Genomic DNA, 17422 nt, shown 5'->3' with positions numbered 1-17422 from the left:
CCGCGTCAGGGTTTTCCGACGCGGCCTGTGGGCGCGGCCGGCGCATACGGTGGGACGGGTGCGCATGCGGATAAAGCGCTTTTGTTTTCATAGCTGCCTGCGCTTGTTGGACGGGCACTGCAGGGCATTTTCGCCATGAACTGCGCGGGGTACGGCGCGGTGGCACACTCGGGCGCTACCCGCTTGCCCGCCCATGTCCATGCCGCCGCCTTCCTCCCCGTCTTCCGCCCCGCCACGCCGCGCGCTGCTCTGGCTGGTGGCGCTGGGCTTCTTCATGCAGACGCTGGACGCGACCATCGTCAACACCGCGCTGCCCGCCATGGCGCGCGACCTGCAGGAAAGCCCGCTGCAGATGCATTCGGTCATCGTGGCGTATTCGCTGGCCATGGCGGTGCTGATCCCGGCCTCGGGCTGGCTGGCGGACCGCTTCGGCACGCGGCGGGTGTTCATGTCGGCCATCGCGCTGTTCGTGCTCGGGTCGGTGCTGTGCGCGCTCTCGCCCACGCTGCCGCTGCTGGTGGGCGCGCGCGTGGTGCAGGGCCTGGGCGGGGCGCTGCTGCTGCCGGTGGGGCGGCTGGCGGTGCTGCGGGCGTTCCCGCGCGACGAGTTCATCCGGGCCATGAGCTTCGTGGCCATCCCGGGGCTGGTGGGGCCGCTGATCGGGCCCACGCTGGGCGGGTGGATGGTGGAGTACGCGTCCTGGCACTGGATCTTTTGGGTGAACGTGCCCGTGGGCGTGGTGGGGTTCGTGGCCGCGCGCCGTTTCATGGCCGGGGGCGACGCGCTGGCCGTGCGCGCGTTCGACGCGGTGGGCTACGGCCTGCTGGCCTTCGGCATGGCGGCGGTGTCGCTGGCCGTGGAGGGCATGGCCGGGGGCGGCGTGCGCGGCGCGTCGGCGCTGGTCATGCTGGTGTTCGGACTGGCCAGCCTGGCGGCCTACTGGCTGCATGCTTTGCGCAGCGGCAACCCGCTGTTCGCGCCGGGGCTGTTCACCGTGCGCACGCTGCGCGTGGGGCTGCTGGGCAACCTGTTCTCGCGGCTGGGCAGCTCGTGCATGCCGTTCATGATCCCGCTGGTGCTGCAGGTGAGCCTGGGCTTCGCGCCCCTGCAGGCCGGGCTGATGATGCTGCCCACGGTGCTGGGCAGCATGGCGGTCAAGCCGCTGGTCACGCGCCTGGTGCGGCGCCACGGCTACCGCGAGGTGCTCGTGGCCAACACCTGCATGCTGGCGCTGCTGATCGCCAGCTTCGCCTTCCTCACGCCGGGGCAGCCGCTGCCGGTGCTGGTGCTGCAGCTCGCGCTGTTCGGCAGCGTGAACTCGATGCAGTTCTCGGCCATGAACACGGTCACGCTCAAGGACCTGGACACGGTGCATGCCAGCAGCGGCAACAGCCTGCTGTCGATGGTGCAGATGCTCGCCATGGGCATGGGCGTGGCGGTGGCGGGCGCGGTGCTGGCGAGTTTCGAGGGCTACTTCAGCCAGGGCGAGACACTCTGGGCTTTCCGCGCCACCTTCGCCTGCATGGGCGTGCTCACGCTGGCGGCCACGGCGCTGTTCCTGCAGCTGCCGCCGCACGAGCCGCCGCGCCCGCGCCCGCTGGGGCCGGAGGAGCAGAGCTGATCTGCTATGGTTAGCGTAGCTGCCAGCGCTTGATGGACGGGCGCCGCAGCCTTTTTTCGCATAACAGATGTTCATCGCCATACCGCTCGAGAACAAGCCCACCTGGCGCTCGCCGCCGTGGATGACGGTGCTGCTCATCGCCGTGCAGTGCTTCATCTACTGGGGCTGGCAGGAAGGAGAGCAGGCGGCCGTGCAGCGCGCCGCGGCGCGCTACGCCGCCACGCCGCTGCCCCGGCTGGAGCTGCCGCCGTTCGTCGAGCACCTGCAGGCCAGGGCCCGGGGCGACCGGCGCGACGGGGCATTCGCCGAAGCCGCGCAGGGCCTGTACCGCAAGGGCGCCCATGCCGAGCTGTACCGCCTCATGTGGGACGAAGGCGCGTTCCGCAAGCGCCTGCTGGCCGGGGAGGTCATCCGCCCGGGCGACGAGGCCTATCCGCGCTGGAAGGCTGCGCGCGAGGCCTTCGCGCCGCAGGAGCCCGCGCCGTTCACCCAGCGCTGGGCCATGAGCTACGAAAGCGGCGCGGGGTGGCAGCCCGTGCAGGCGCTCACGTCCACCTTCCTGCACGGCAGCACGGGGCACCTGGTCGGCAACATGGTGTTCCTGTTCCTCTTCGGCTTCACGCTGGAGATGGCGCTGGGGGCCTGGGCCTACCTGGGCTTCTACCTGCTGGGGGGCGTGGGGGCGTCGTTCTTCGCGCTGGCGTTCTACGCCGGCTTGGGCGGCTACGGTCTGGGGGCCTCGGGCGCGGTGTCGGCGCTGATGGGCATGTACGCGGTGATGTACCGCATGCGGCGCATCCGCTTCTTCTACATGGTGCTCTTCTACTTCAACTACGCGCGCTGGCCCGCGCTGGTCATGCTGCCGGTGTGGATGGCGTTCGAGCTGGTGCAGCACTTCGTGGGCGGGCGCGGCGTGGCCTACATGGCGCACTTCGGCGGGCTGCTGACGGGCGCGCTGGCCATGGCGCTCTACATGAAGCTGCGCCGCGTGGACGTGCCGGCGCAAGGCGCGGCGCCGGCGCAGCAGGCCGCATCCGTCCGGCCCCTGCAGGAGGCCATCGCCCGCGCTTGCCGCTACAGCGACGCGCTGGACTTCGAGCGCGCGGCGCCCGCATGGCGCGGCGCGGCCCGCCTGGCGCCGACGGACGCGCAGGTGCTGCGCGCCTGGTTCGACAGCGCCCGCTACGCTCCCGGCAGCGACGACTTCCACGCCGCCGCGCGCCTCATCTTCAAGCTGCCGGCGCGCACCGAGGACGAGCGCCGCCTGCAGCACGCGAGCTTCGTCACCTACCGCGAGCGAGCCCGCCCCGGCGTGCGCATGAGCGCCGACACCATGCACGGCCTGGTGCGCTGCTTCGTGCGCCTGGGCGAACTGGCGGACGCCGAGCGCCTGTGCCGCGCACTGGAGCCGCACCGCGGCCACCCGCAGTGGCCCGACACGCTGGCGCTGCTGGCAAACGGGCTGGCGCAGGCGGGGCGCATGGAGTCGGCCCGGGCCTGGCTGCCGGCCCTACAGCGCGACGCGCCGCAGGAGGCGGTGACCCGGTGGCTGGCAGGCCGCGCAGCGCAATGAACAAAGGGGAAACGCATGCACGGGCCCGATCCACGGACCAGGCACCTCATGCAGCGCCTAGCGTTCAGGCCGCCGTGGCCGTATTGCCGAGCTGCTCGCGCAGCACCCATGCGGCTTCCTGCGTGCAGGGGTGATCGGGGTAGCGGCCCTTCATGCGCATGAACACGCGCACGGCGCGCTCGGAGTCGTTCAACCCCTGCTGCAGGGCGCGCACGATCAGCTCCAGCGCCTCGGGGACGCGCCCGTCATCGGGGAACTGCTTCTCGAACCCCTGCAGCAAGGCCAGCACGTGGCGCGCCTGCTGGGCCTTCCAGGCGTGCCGGGCCAGGGCCAGCGTGGCGTCGGGCGCGGCGAGCTGGAAGCCCTTCGCGCGCTTGTAGCAGGACGTCCAGACCTCCAGCGCCTCGCCCGTGAGCTGCTGGCGCAGCAGCACGAGGATGAACTGCTGCGCATGGGTGGCGAGCGCGTCCGGCCGCTCGGCCACCTTGAGCACGCGGTGGTAGCGGCGGTGGTCGGCCAGGTCGTCGGCGCCGGTGCGCAGCCATTCGCGGGCGATGGTGAGGGCCTCGTGCATGTCGCCGGCCCGCACCCACTGCAGCACCTGCGCGTCGCGCCGTCTGGCCTCGGCCGCGGCAGGGTCCTGCACCGGCGCGGCGGCGCCTTCGGGCGCGCGCACGGGGCTGATGTCGAGCGCGCGGTGGTGCTGGTACATCACGTAGCCGATCATTGCGGCCATGACCCAGGTGAAGTAGATGACGGCGAAGCCGATGGCCGGCACCACCACCGCACGCGGCACGATGGCCGCCAGCAGCCCGGCGGCCATCGGCATGCCCTGCATCAGCAGGAACAGGAAGAAGCACAGCAGCAGGTAGGACTTGCCGATGCCCGTGATCGTGCCCAGCAGCTTGAACGGGTTGATGGCCGCGCGCAGGCTGCAGGTGTTGATGAGCACCATCACCGTGGCGGGCAACAGCAGGGAAGACACCACGTTGCCCAGCACGCCCAGGCGCAGGCTGACGTGCGCCAGCCAGCCGATCGCCAGGCCGTGGACGACCATCACGGCAAAGAGCTTCCACGGCAGCCACTTCCATTCGTCCTGCACCAGGTCGCTGCGGTAGTCGTCGCTGTGGGTCACGCCCACCGAGGCCAGCGCCGCCACCTTGAAGGCATAGCGGCTTACCGCCAGCAGCAGGCCCAGCAGGACGAAGGGCGCGAACAGCCCGCCCAGCAGCAGCGCCAGGCAGGCCAGGGCCAGCAGGGCGGCGTAGAGCAGCGGCTCGAGCTGCAGCGGGAAGAGGAAGAAGCTATTGAGCCGCTGCCAGAAGGGCGGGATGTCCCAGCGGGCGGAGTCTTCGTCGTCGTCGTTGAGCGGGGCCGGACGGGGGGAGGGCATGGGTCGGGGTAACGGTTTGTGACATGCGACTATGCCTCATCCAGGTCGCTGCCCATGAACCCGCCGCTCTGGTGCGCCCACAGGCGCGCGTAGACGCCGCCCTGCGCCAGCAGCTCGGCGTGCGTGCCTTGCTCCGCGATGCGCCCGTCGTCGAGCACGATCAGCCGGTCCATCGCGGCGATGGTGGACAGGCGGTGGGCGATGGCGATCACGGTCTTGCCGTGCATCAGGCTGTCCAGGCTGTGCTGGATGGCGGCCTCCACCTCGCTGTCCAGGGCGCTGGTGGCCTCGTCCAGCAGCAGGATGGGCGCGTCCTTCAGCATCACCCGCGCGATGGCCACACGCTGGCGCTGGCCGCCCGAGAGCTTCACGCCGCGCTCGCCCACCTGGGCGTCGTAGCCGCTTCGGCCCTTGAGGTCGGTGAGCTGGGCGATGAAGTCCGCCGCCTCGGCCTTGTGCGCGGCGGCGCGCATCTGCTCCTCGGTGGCGTCGGGGCGGCCGTAGAGGATGTTGTCGCGCATGGAGCGGTGCAGCAGCGACGTATCCTGCGTGACCATGCCGATGTTGCCGCGCAGGCTGTCCTGCGTCACGCCGCGGATGTCCTGCCCGTCGATGGCGATGCGCCCGCCCTGCACGTCGTGGAAGCGCAGCAGCAGGTTCACCAGCGTGGACTTGCCCGCGCCCGAGCGGCCGATGAGTCCGATGCGCTCGCCGGGGCGGATGGTGAGGTTCAGGTGGTCGATGACCTGCCGCCCGCCGTCCTTGTAGGCGAAGCTCACGTCCTCGAAGGCGATCTCGCCGCGCGGCACCTGCAGCGGCCGGGCATCGGGCGCATCCACGATGGTGCGCGGCCGGGTCAGCGTGACGATGCCGTCCTGGATCGTGCCCACGTTCTCGAACAGGCCCGTCATCTGCCACATCACCCAGTGCGAGTAGCCCATCAGGCGCAGCGCCATGGCCGTGACCGCCGCCACCACGCCGGGGCTGGCCTGGCCCTGCGACCACAGGTACAGCGCCGTGCCCGTGCTGCCCAGCAGCAGCAGCGTGATCATCAGGTGGTTGGCGATCTCGAACTGGCTCACCAGCCGCATCTGCGCATAGCCGGTGCTCTTGAAGGCCTCCATGGCGCTGCGCGCGTATTCGGCCTCGCGGCGCGTGTGGGCGAAGAGCTTGACGGTGGCGATGTTGGTGTAGGCGTCGGTTACGCGGCCGGTCATCATCGAGCGCGCGTCGGCCTGCTCCTTGCCGATCTTGCCCAGGCGCGGCACGAAGTAGAAGCATGCCGCCACGTAGGCGGTCAGCCACAGGGCGAAGGGCAGCATCAGCCGCCACTCGAAGCTGGCCGCCAGCACCAGGATGCCGATCATGTAGACGCTCACGCCCACCAGCACGTCCACCACCAGGAACACCACTTCGCGCACCGACAGGGCGGTCTGCATGATCTTGGTGGTGATGCGGCCGGCGAACTCGTCGGCGTAGAACGACATGCTCTGGCCCAGCATCAGCCGGTGGAACACCCAGCGCAGCCGCATCGGGAAGTTGATGGCCAGCACCTGGTGCATGACCGAGGTGTGCAGCGCCAGCAGGCCGCCGCTGGCCAGCAGCACCGCCGCGATGCCCAGCGCGGTGGCGCGCTGCTCCTGCCAGAACTGCCCGGGCGAGACGGTGCCCAGCCAGTCCACCACGTGGCCCATGATGGCGAACAGCAGCGCCTCGTAGAGCGCCAGCAGCGCGGACGTCGCCGTGAGCAGCGCGATCCAGCCGCGCATGCCCTGCGTGCACGCCCACAGGAAGGCGAAGAAGCCCTTGGGCGGCGGCATGGGTTCGGCCGCGGGATAGGGCGGCACCTGCGCCTCGAAGAAACCGAAGAAACGAGATAGCACGGACAAAACTCCTTGTGCCGCCGATGGTAAGTACCTGGGCGCGCAGGGGTCGCCGTGGGGGCATCGGGGCGCGGGCGGCGGGCAAGTGTTGCGGCGGCGCCGCACCTTGCAGGCCGGCGCGCGGTTTTCATGGCGGCAGGCGCCCGGCACGCGCGCTGCCGGCCAATCGGGCGCGCAAATGCCGCTATGCTCTGCCCACACCCGACCGGGCATGGTGCCCGGCTCCTCTCTTCTTCCCCCACATGACACCGCCCGCCGATTCGCGCCGTTCGCCGTGGCATTGGCTGCCCAGCCTGGCGATGGTGCTGGCGGGCTGCGTGGCGTGCTATGCGCTGTGGCAACAGCAGCGCACGTCGATGACGGCCATCGCGCAGGCGCGCTTCGAGCAGCAGGCGCGCTCGTTCGCGGAGGCCCTGCAGCGGCGCATGGAATCGCACGTGGACCTGCTGCACGGCATACGCGGCCTGCTCACCGTCAACCCGCAGCTGCGCCGCAGCGAGTTCGAGCGCGTGGCCAGCCAGCTGGAGCTGTCGCGCTACCACCCGAGCGTGAAGAACGTGAACTTCACGCGCTACGTGCCCGGCCCCGAGCGAGAGGCGTTCGAGGTCCGGGCGCGCGCCGACGCGCACCTGGACGGCAGCATGCCCAGCGGCTTTGCCATCCACCCGCCCCGGCAGCGGCCAGAATACTTCGTGGTGGACTTCCTCTGGCCCCGGGAAGGCAACCCGGGCGTGGAAGGGCTGGACATCCATTCGCAGCCGGCCAACCTGGAGGCCATGTACCGGGCCCGCGACACCAGGGCGCTGGTGGCGTCGGCCCCGTTCGACCTGCACCAGGAGACGGAGCACCGCGCGGGCATCATCATCCGCGTGCCGGTGTTCGCGGCCGGCCCCGGCGCGGCGCCGCGCTTTCTCGGCGCGGTGGGAGTGAGCCTGCGGGTGTACGACGTGGTCCAGTCGCTGCGCGGCGAGGGCTACCTGCAGGGCCTGTCGCTGACGATGGCGGACGTCGGCCCGGCCGACGCGGCCCAGCCCGGCCCCGCCTATCCCCTGCTGACCGCCCAGGAGACCCCCTGGTACACGGACATGCGCCGCGAGTCCGACGTGCAGGTGGGCGGGCGCCGCTGGCACCTGGAGTTCCAGCCCACCGCCAGCTTCCTGTCGCCCTACGAAATGCAGCTGCCGGGCGTGCTCGCCTCCGGCGGGCTGCTGGTCACCGCGCTGCTGACGGCCCTGGTGGCCCTGCTGGTGCTGCGGCGCGCCCAGGCGCTAGACCACGTGAAGGTGGCCGACACGGCCCTGCGCGACAGCGAGGAGCGCTTCCGCGCCGTGTTCAACCAGGCCGCCGTGGGCATGGCCCAGGCGGACTCGCGCGGCGGACGGCTGGTGCGCGTGAACCAGAAGTTCTGCGACATCCTCGGCTACGAGGCGCAGGAGCTGCAGCAGATGCGCCTGCAGGACTTCAGCCACCCCGAGGACCTGCAGGAGGGCCAGGCCCTCCTGGAGCGCATGCTGGCGGGGGAGATCTCCGAGTTCCACATGGAGAAGCGCTACCGCCACAAGGACGGGCACTTCGTCTGGGCGGACCTCACCGCGTCGCCGCTGCGCATCGACGGCGGGCGGGCCGGCTTCTACATCGCCGTGGTGCAGGACATCAGCGAGCGCAAGCAGATGGAGGATGCGCTGCGCGGCAGCGAGCACCACCTGCGCAACATCCTGAACCACATGCCCGCCGGGGTGAACCTGGTGCAGAACGGCGCCATCGTCTTCCGCAACGACCGCCACGTGCAGATCTGCGGCTACGGCGCCGAGGAGGCGCCCGACGTGGACACCTGGTGGCGCCTGGTCGTGCCCGACCCGCAGCAGCGCCAGCGCGCCCAGAGCGAATGGCGCACCGCCTGCGCGCAGGCGCAGGACGGCGAGGACGGCGCCATCCGTCCGGTGGAATGCGTGATCACCGCCAAGTCCGGCCAGACCCGCACCATCGAGCTGTCGGGCATGCGGCTGGGCGACAGCCACATCGTCACCATGGTGGACCTGAGCCAGCGCAAGGCCGCCGAGGAGGAGATCCGCTACCTGGCCTACTACGACCCGCTCACCGGCCTGCCCAACCGGCGCCTGCTGCTCGACCGCCTGCAGCAGGCCCTGGCCCTGAGCGCGCGGCACCAGCGCTGCGGCGCGGTGCTGATGCTGGACCTCGACCATTTCAAGACCATCAACGAGACCCAGGGCCACGAGATGGGCGACCGCCTTCTGCGCGAGGTGGCCGACCGCCTGCGCTGCTGCGCGGAGAAGGACGACACCCTGGCACGCCTGGGCGGCGACGAATTCGTGGTGGTGCTCACCGACCTCGACGGCAACCCGCAGGAGGCCGCGGCGCGCGCCGAGGAAGTGGGCACGAGGATCCTGGCCGCGCTGCGCGGCCCCTTCCAGCTCGACGGGGAGCAGCACCACACCACGCTGAGCGTGGGCATCACGCTGTTCCAGGGCCTGCGCGAGTCGGTGGACGAGCTGCTCAAGCGCAGCGACCTGGCCATGTACGAGGCCAAGGCCGCCGGCCGCAACACGCTGCGCTTCTACGACCCGCAGATGCAGGCCGCGGTCGCGGCGCGCGTGGCGCTGGAAGCGGACATGCGCGCGGGCCTGGAGGGCGGCCAGTTCGAGCTGTTCTACCAGCCCAAGATGGTCCACGGCCGCATCATCGGGTCCGAAGGCCTGCTGCGCTGGCGCCATCCGGACAAGGGCTTCATCCCTCCGTCGCAGTTCATTCCGCTGGCCGAAGACTGCGGCCTCATCCTGCCGCTGGGCGAATGGGTGCTGGGCACGGCCTGCGAGCGCCTGGCGCGGTGGAGCGCCCACCCGGTGCTGGGCCAGCTCACGCTGGCCGTGAACGTGAGCCCGCGCCAGTTCCACGAGCCGTCCTTCGTGCCCCAGGTGCTGGCCGCGCTGGCCGGCTCGGGCGCCGAGGCGCGCCGCCTGAAGCTGGAGCTGACCGAGGGCCTGCTGCTGCAGGACGTGGAGGACACCATCGCCAAGATGGTGCAGCTGCGCGGCTACGGCGTGGGCTTCTCGCTGGACGACTTCGGCACCGGCTACTCGTCGCTGGCCTACCTCAAGCGCCTGCCATTGCAGGAGCTCAAGATCGATCAGAGCTTCGTGCGCGACGTGCTCACCGACCCCAACGACGCCGCCATCGCCCGCACCATCGTCGCGCTGGGCACCAGCCTGGGCCTGCAGGTCACCGCCGAGGGCGTGGAGACCGAGGCGCAGCGCGTCTTCCTGGAGCGCAACGGCTGCCATGCCTGGCAGGGCTACTTGCTCAGCCCCCCGCTCGCGGTCGCCGACTACGAGGCCCTGGTGCTGGAGCACGCGTCCCGTGCTTGAGATCTCCAAGACCCTGGGCCTGTTCCTCGCCACGGCGCTGGCCGAGATCGTCGGCTGCTACCTGCCATGGCTCTGGCTGCGCCAGGGCGCCAGCGCCTGGCTGCTGCTGCCTGCCGCCGCCAGCCTGGCCCTGTTCGCCTGGCTGCTCACGCTGCACCCGGCGGCCGCAGGGCGCGTGTATGCGGCCTACGGCGGCGTCTACGTGGCCGTGGCGCTGGCATGGCTGTGGGCTGTGGACGGCATCCGTCCCGGCCCGTGGGACTGGCTGGGCGTGGCCGTCACCTTGTGCGGCATGGCGATCATCGCCTTCGCTCCCCGCTGAAAAACTTCTGTTTTGATAGCTGCTTGCGCTTGATGGATAAGCGCTGGAGGCCGATTCGGCGTAGAACCCTGTAGCGGCCGGGTGCAGGGAGGCGCCACGGTATGATTCCAGCCTTCCCGCCACCGCCGTCATCGCCGCCGCAGCAGCCCCGTGCGCCTCAATTCCATCAAACTCGCCGGCTTCAAGTCGTTCGCCGAGCCCACCAACTTCATGCTCCCGGGCCAGCTCGTGGGCGTGGTGGGCCCCAACGGCTGCGGCAAGTCCAACATCATGGACGCGGTGCGCTGGGTGCTGGGCGAATCCAAGGCCAGCGAGCTGCGCGGCGAGAGCATGCAGGACGTTATCTTCAACGGCACCACGCACCGCAAGCCCGCCAGCCGCTCCAGCGTGGAGCTGACCTTCGACAACAGCGACCACCGCGCGGGCGGGCAGTGGAACCAGTTCACCGAGATCGCCGTCAAGCGCGTGCTCACGCGCGACGGCGCCAGCAGCTACTACATCAACAACCAGCCCGTGCGCCGGCGCGACGTGCAGGACGTGTTCCTGGGCACGGGCCTGGGCCCGCGCGCCTACGCCATCATCGGCCAGGGCACCATCAGCCGCATCATCGAGTCGCGCCCCGAGGAACTGCGCCTGTTCCTGGAGGAGGCCGCCGGCGTCTCCAAGTACAAGGAGCGCCGCCGCGAGACCGAGAACCGCCTGGCCGACACGCGCGAGAACCTCACGCGCGTCGAGGACATCCTGCGCGAGCTGAACGCCAACCTCGAAAAGCTGGAAAAGCAGGCCGAGGTGGCCGCCAAATACAACGCGCTGCAGCACGACGCCACGCTCAAGCAGCACCAGCTCTGGTACCTGAAGCGCGCCGATGCCGAGGCCGAGCAGACCCGCGTGCGCAACGAGGGCCTGCAGGCCGTGAACGACCTCGAATCGCGCATGGCCGACCTGCGCCGCGTGGAGGCCGACCTGGAGACCATCCGCCAGGCGCACTACGAGGCCGGCGACCAGGTGAACCAGGCCCAGGGCAAGCTCTACGAGGCCACGGCCGAAGTCGGCAAGCTGGAGGCCGAGATCCGCTACGTGGTCGAGGGCCGCCAGCGCGTGGAGCAGCGCCTGGTGCAGCTCGCCGAGCAGATCGCCCAGTGGTCCGCCCGCAAGGAAGAGGCCGAGGCCGAGGTGGAGAACATCGAAGGCTCGGGCATTCATGCGGAGGAGCAGGCCGAGCTGCTGGCCGCGCAGGTCGAGGAGCAGGCCATGCAGTTGCCCGACCTCGAAGAGGCCCTGCGCCAGAGCCAGCAGCGCAGCGAGGAGCAGCGCGCCGCCGTGGTGCAGGTGCAGCAGCAGATCCAGGTGCTGGCCGCCGAACAGCGCAGCCTTCATGAACAAAGCCGCCAGCTCGAAGCGCGCCACGAGCGCCTGCGCACCGACCGCAACGCCCTGGCCGCGCCCGACGAGGCGCGCCTGGAGAACCTGCGCCAGCAGCTCCAGGAGGCGCAGGAGGGCTCCGAGATGGCCGAGGCCCGCCTGGCCGAGCTGCAGGACAGCGTGCCGCAATTGGACGAAGAACGCCGCGCGCGCCAGCAGGCCGTGAACCAGGAGGCCGCGCGCCAGGCCGACCTGTCCGCGCGGCTGGAGGCGTTGAAGGCGCTGCAGGAAAAAGTGAAGGTGGACGGCAAGCTCCAGCCCTGGCTCGCCAAGCACGGCCTGGACGGGCTGCAGGGCCTGTGGAGCCGCATCCACATCGAGCCCGGCTGGGAGAACGCGCTGGAGGCCGCGCTGCGCGAGCGCCTGGCCGCGCTGCCCGTGGGCCAGCTCGACCGTGTGCGCGGCTTTCTCGGCGCGGGCGGGCAGGACGCGCCGCCCGCCAGGCTGGCCTTCTACAGCAGCCCGTCCGCCCCCGCTTTGGAAGGTGCGGCCGGCCAGCCGCGCCTGGCCGACCTGCTGCGCGTGCACGACGCGGGCCTGCGCGCCGTGGTCTCAGGCTGGCTGCAGGGCTGCTACACCGCGCAGTCGCTCGACGACGCGCTCGCCCGCCGCGCGCAACTGCAGCCGGGCGAGGTGGTCTACGTCGCCAGCGGCCACGCGGTGGATGCGCACAGCGTGAGCTTCTATGCGCAGGATTCCGAACAGTCCGGCCTGCTCGCACGCGCGCAGGAAATCGAACACCTTGAAAAGGAGCTGCGCGCCCAGGCCCTGATCGCCGAGGAGGCGCGCACGGCCCTGGTGCGCGCCGAGGCCGCGTATGCCGATGCGTCGCAGCGCCTCGTCGCCGCGCGCCGCGAGGCCACCGAGGCCCAGGGCCGCGCGCACGAGCTGCAGGTCGAAACCCTGCGCCTGTCGCAACTGGCCGAGCAGGCCCGCGCGCGCAGCGCACAGATCGGCGCCGACCTGGCCGAGGTGGAGGCGCAACTGTCCGACCTGCAGGAGCGCCGCGTCTCCGCCGAGGCGCGCTTCGAGGAGCTGGACATGCAGCTCGCCGACAGCCAGGAGCGCCACGCGCAGCTCGGCGACCGCGTGATCGAGGCCGAGCGGCGCTTGGCCGAATGCCGCGAACAGCAGCGCACGCTGGAGCGCCAGGCGCAGGAGGCGCAGTTCTCCCAGCGCAGCCTGCAGGCGCGCCGCGCCGAGCTGGCGCGCACCATCGACACTGCGGGCACCCAGGCCCGGTCGCTAGCCGACGAGCGCCAGCGCGCCCAGGATGAGCTGGGCCGCCTGACCGATGCCGCCGCGCAAGGCGGGCTGCAGCAGGCGCTGGACTTGAAGATGGAGCGCGAAGGCCAGCTTGCCGCCCAGCGCAGCCAGTACGACGACCTGACCGCCCGCCTGCGCGCGAGCGACGAGCTGCGCATGCAGCACGAGCGCGCGCTGGACCCGCTGCGCCAGCGCATCACCGAATTCCAGCTGAAGGAACAGGCCGCGCGCCTGGGCCTGGAGCAGTACGGCACCTTGCTGCAGGACGCGCAGGCCGACCTGGAGGCCGTGGCCCGCTCCATCGAGGAAGGCAACGTGCGCGTCGGCGGCCTGCAGGGCGAGATCGACCGCCTGCACCGCGAGATCGCCGCCCTGGGCGCCGTGAACCTCGCCGCGCTGGACGAGCTGACCCTGGCGCGCGAGCGCAAGACCTTCCTGGACGCGCAGACCGAAGACCTGACGCTGGCCATGACCACGCTGGAAGACGCGATCAAGAAGATCGACGGCGAGACGCGCACGCTGCTGTCGGGCACGTTCGACACCGTCAACCACCACTTCGGCCGCATGTTCCCCGAGCTGTTCGGCGGCGGCCAGGCCAAGCTCATCATGACGGGCGACGAGATCCTCGACTCCGGCGTGCAGGTCATGGCCCAGCCGCCGGGCAAGAAGAACCAGACCATCCACCTGCTCTCGGGCGGCGAGAAGGCGCTCACGGCCATCGCGCTGGTGTTCGCCATCTTCCAGCTCAACCCCGCGCCGTTCTGCCTGCTCGACGAGGTGGACGCGCCGCTGGACGACGCCAACACCGAGCGCTACGCCAAGCTGGTCGCCAGCATGTCCAAGGGCACGCAGTTCCTGTTCATCAGCCACAACAAGATCGCCATGGAAATGGCCGAGCAGCTCATCGGCGTGACCATGCAGGAGCAGGGCGTCTCGCGCATCGTGGCGGTCGACATGGAATCCGCCTTGTCAATGGCAGAGGCTTGAACCATCCCATCATGAGCAACTTCCAACTCGGACTCATCATCGCCGGCGGCCTCGTGCTGATCGTCGTCGTCGCCTACAACGCCTGGACAACCCACCGCAACGCGCCCAAGCGGCCGCAGCCGAACCCGCCCGAGGCCGCGCAGGACGGCGCGCCGCGCCAGGAGCCCGCGTTCGACGGCCCGGCGCTCGCGGTGGGCGAGGGCGGGGGTATGGAGCCCAGCCTGGACGGCCACGCGATCCACGTGCAGGACGCCCTCGACCTGCCCGTGCCGCCGCCCGAGCGCCGCGGCGGGCTGGACGCGCTGATCGACGCCATCGCCCCCGTCGCCGCCGAGCAGCCGGTCTCGGGCGACGCCGCCCTGGCGGCCATGCCGCCGACGCGCCGCGCGGGCAGCAAGCCCTTCGCCATCGAGGGCCTGAACGAGGCCACCCGCCAGTGGGAAACGCCGCAGCCCGGCCAGCGCTACCAGCAGTTCCAGGCCGGTGTGCAGCTGGCCAACCGCGTGGGCGCGCTCAACGAGATCGAGTTCTCCGAATTCGTGATGAAGACCCAGGGCTTCGCCGATGCCATCAACGCCGCGCCCGACTTCCCCGACATGCTGCACGAGGTGGCCCGCGCGCGCGAGCTGGACCAGTTCGCCAGCGATCACGATGCCCAGCTCACCTTCGTGCTGCGCGCGCGCCAGGCCGCATGGAGCCCCGGCTACGTGCAGCAGCATGCCGCGCGGCTGGGCTTCCTGCCCGGCGCCATGCCGGGCCGCCTGGTGCTGCCCGCGAGCGGCCCCGGCCTGCCGCCCATGCTCACGCTGGCCTACGATCCGCAGGCCGCCATGTCCGACGAGCCCGAGCAGTCAGCCGTGCGCGACGTGATCCTGAGCCTGGACGTGGCCCAGGTGCACCGCGCCGAGCAGCCCTTCGCGCGCCTGCGCGAGGCCGCCGCCGCCCTGTGCCAGGCCATGGACGGCGTGCTGTGCGACCAGAACGGCACGCCGCTGCCCGCCATGACCATGGAGCCCATCGCCGCCGACCTGGAGCAGCTCTACGACACGCTCGACCAGCGCGAGCTGTCGGCCGGCTCGGTGCTGGCGCGGCGGCTGTTCAGCTAGGAGCCGGCATGATCGACCTGCGCGCCCACGATGTGCGCTCCTTCCTCCCGGCCCAGGACTTCGCGCTGTCCAAGGCGTTCTATACGGCCCTGGGCTGCACCCTGGAGTGGTCGGACGACGGCCTGGCGCTGTTCCAGCTGGGCGGGACGCGGTTCTACCTGCAGCGCTACTACGTGAAGGACTGGGCGGACAACTGCATGCTGCACATTTCCGTGCAGGACGCGGCCCAGTGCTTCGCGGACGTCTCGCAGCTCATCGGCACGGGCCGCTTCCCCGGCGCCCGCGTAGCCGCGCCGAAGCAGGAGCCCTACGGCGCGTGCGTGACCTACGTCTGGGACCCGTCGGGCGTGCTGCTGCACCTGGCCCAGTGGGACCGGGCCTGACCTTTCCTGGCATGTCTGAACAATCCGACCTTTTTCCGGCTCCAGCGCCCAAGGGGCCAGCGCTGGTAGCCAGCAAAATCGAAGCGCTGCGCGACCAGCTCAACCAGTGGGCGCACGCGTACTACGTGCTCGACGCGCCCAGCGTGCCCGACGCCGAGTACGACCGCCTGTTCCAGCAGCTGCAGGCGCTCGAAGGCGCCTACCCAGATCTGGTCACGCCCGACTCGCCCACGCAGCGCGTGATCGGCGCGGTGATGGATGGCCTCACGCCCGTGCGCCACCAGGTGCCCATGCTCTCCATCCGCACCGAGACCGACACCGAGGCCACCGGCGCCGAGGCGTTCGATGCACGCGTGCGGCGCGAGCTGAAGCTGGCGCCCGATGCCCCGCCCGTCGAATACGTGGCCGAGCCCAAGTTCGACGGCCTGGCGATGAGCCTGCGCTACGAGCGCGGCCGCCTGGTGCAGGCCGCCACGCGCGGCGACGGCGAGGTGGGCGAGGAGGTGACGCACAACATCCGCACCATCCGCCAGATCCCGCTCACGCTGCCGAAGGACGCGCCGCCCGTGCTGGAGGTGCGCGGCGAGGTCTATATGCGCCGCGCGGATTTCGAGCGGCTCAACGAGCGCCAGCGCGAGCAGGGCGGCAAGACCTTCGTGAACCCGCGCAACGCGGCGGCGGGCGCGGTGCGCCAGCTCGATTCGGGCATCGCCGCGCAGCGGCCGCTCTCGTTCTTCGCCTATGGCGTGGGCGAGGTGGAGGGCGCGGAGTTCGCCACGCACTTCGAACTGCTGGAAAAACTCCGTTCATGGGGTTTTCCGGTCGCAGCGCAGGTGCAGATTGCGCGAGGCGCTACGGAACTCATAGCATTCCACCAGCGCATCGGCGCCGAGCGCGACCAGCTGCCCTACGACATCGACGGCGTGGTCTACAAGGTCAACAGCCTGGCGCTGCAACGGCAGCTCGGCTTCGTGACGCGCGAGCCGCGCTGGGCCGTGGCGCACAAATACCCCGCGCAGGAGATGATGACGCGCGTCGAGGGCATCGACGTGCAGGTGGGCCGCACCGGCAAGCTCACGCCCGTGGCGCGCCTGGCGCCCGTGTTCGTGGGCGGCGTCACCGTCACCAACGCCACGCTGCACAACCTGTTCGAGCTGCGCCGCAAGCGCGTGCGCGTGGGCGACCAGGTCATCGTGCGCCGCGCGGGCGACGTGATTCCCGAGGTGGTGGGCGTGGTGCCCGCACCGCGCGCCGGCTACGTGCCCAACTTCCGCATGCCCGCGCAGTGCCCGATCTGCGGGAGCAGCGTGGTGCGCGAGCCGGGCGAGGTCAACCACCGCTGCTCCGGCGGCCTGTTCTGCCCCGCGCAGCGCAAGCAGGCGGTGCTGCACTTCGCCCAGCGCCGCGCGATGGACATCGAGGGCCTGGGCGAGAAGCTGGTGGACCAGCTCGTCGAGGGCCATGTGATCCGCGTGCTGCCCGACCTGTTCCGGCTGGGCCTGTCGAGCCTCAGCGAGCTGGACCGCATGGCCGAGAAGTCCGCGCAGAATGTGCTCGACGCGCTGCAGAAATCCAAGCGCACCACGCTGCCGCGCTTCCTGTTCGGCCTGGGCATCCGCCACGTGGGCGAGGCCACGGCCAAGGATCTGGCGCGGCATTTCGGCGCACTCGACGCCATCATGGATGCCAGCGTCGATCAGCTCCTGCAGGTGAACGACGTGGGCCCCGTGGTGGCCGAGGCCATCCACACCTTCTTCGCCCAGCCGCACAACCGCGAGGTGGTGGAGCAGCTGCGCGCCTGCGGCGTCACCTGGGAAGAGGGCGAGCCGCAAGAGGGTGCCACGCTGCCCCTCGCGGGCAAGACCATCGTGCTCACCGGCACGCTGCCCACGCTGGGCCGCGACGAGGCCAAGGACCTGCTCGAAGCTGCCGGAGCGAAGGTGGCCGGCTCGGTCAGCAAGAAGACCCACTACGTGGTGGCCGGCGCCGAGGCAGGCAGCAAGCTGGAGAAGGCCCAGGCGCTGGGCATTCCCGTGCTGGACGAAGATGGTTTGCGCGCGTTGCTGGCGGCGGGGGCGTAAGG

Annotated in this window: 10 protein-coding genes; 8 read left to right on the top strand and 2 right to left on the bottom strand. The window is 70.8% G+C overall.

Features of this window, described 5'->3' with window-relative positions:
* The first annotated feature begins 193 nt into the window (after positions 1–193).
* Positions 194–1621, top strand: coding sequence for a multidrug transporter subunit MdtD (gene mdtD, locus AVS7_RS19010; protein WP_020229643.1), 1428 nt, complete (start codon positions 194–196; stop codon positions 1619–1621).
* Between the two features lie 67 nt (positions 1622–1688).
* Positions 1689–3194 carry a rhomboid family intramembrane serine protease gene (locus AVS7_RS19005; protein WP_020229642.1) on the top strand — a complete coding sequence of 502 codons (1506 nt, stop codon included), beginning with the start codon at positions 1689–1691 and terminating at the stop codon, positions 3192–3194.
* A 64-nt stretch (positions 3195–3258) separates the two neighbouring features.
* Here AVS7_RS19005 and AVS7_RS19000 read toward each other — a convergent pair whose 3' ends face one another.
* Both AVS7_RS19000 and AVS7_RS18995 read right to left on the bottom strand, forming a co-directional pair.
* Positions 3259–4587, bottom strand: a complete 1329-nt coding sequence (locus tag AVS7_RS19000; protein WP_020229641.1) for a tol-pal system YbgF family protein — start codon at positions 4585–4587, stop codon at positions 3259–3261.
* 29 nt (positions 4588–4616) lie between these two features.
* On the bottom strand, positions 4617–6407 hold the full coding sequence (locus AVS7_RS18995) for an ABC transporter ATP-binding protein (RefSeq protein ID WP_049696970.1): 1791 nt from the start codon (positions 6405–6407) through the stop codon (positions 4617–4619).
* Between the two features lie 305 nt (positions 6408–6712).
* On the opposite strand from AVS7_RS18995, the gene AVS7_RS18990 reads away from it, so the two are divergent.
* The 6 genes from AVS7_RS18990 to ligA all read left to right on the top strand — a co-directional run bounded on the left by AVS7_RS18990 (position 6713) and on the right by ligA (position 17420).
* The gene (locus tag AVS7_RS18990; protein ID WP_020229639.1) at positions 6713–9853 is read left to right on the top strand and encodes an EAL domain-containing protein; all 3141 of its coding nucleotides are present in this window, start codon (positions 6713–6715) and stop codon (positions 9851–9853) included.
* Entirely contained in the window at positions 9846–10175 is a 330-nt protein-coding gene (locus AVS7_RS18985) for a YnfA family protein (protein ID WP_020229638.1), read from the top strand. The genes AVS7_RS18990 and AVS7_RS18985 overlap by 8 nt, the downstream gene beginning before the upstream one ends.
* A 150-nt stretch (positions 10176–10325) precedes the next feature.
* Positions 10326–13850 carry a chromosome segregation protein SMC gene (gene smc, locus AVS7_RS18980; protein ID WP_020229637.1) on the top strand — a complete coding sequence of 1175 codons (3525 nt, stop codon included), beginning with the start codon at positions 10326–10328 and terminating at the stop codon, positions 13848–13850.
* Between the two features lie 11 nt (positions 13851–13861).
* Positions 13862–14956 (top strand): ZipA FtsZ-binding region, encoded by a 1095-nt coding sequence (locus AVS7_RS18975; protein WP_024001878.1) that lies wholly within the window; start codon positions 13862–13864, stop codon positions 14954–14956.
* 8 nt (positions 14957–14964) lie between these two features.
* Positions 14965–15339: a hypothetical protein gene (locus tag AVS7_RS18970; RefSeq protein ID WP_020229635.1), complete on the top strand. Its 375-nt coding sequence runs from the start codon at positions 14965–14967 to the stop codon at positions 15337–15339.
* An 11-nt stretch (positions 15340–15350) separates the two neighbouring features.
* Positions 15351–17420 (top strand): NAD-dependent DNA ligase LigA, encoded by a 2070-nt coding sequence (gene ligA / locus AVS7_RS18965; RefSeq protein ID WP_020229634.1) that lies wholly within the window; start codon positions 15351–15353, stop codon positions 17418–17420.
* Positions 17421–17422 lie beyond the last annotated feature (2 nt).

Source organism: Acidovorax sp. MR-S7 (assembly GCF_000400995.2).
GTDB lineage: Bacteria > Pseudomonadota > Gammaproteobacteria > Burkholderiales > Burkholderiaceae_C > MR-S7.
Note: the sequence above shows the minus strand (reverse complement) of the source record. Positions and strands in the feature narration are given on the sequence as shown.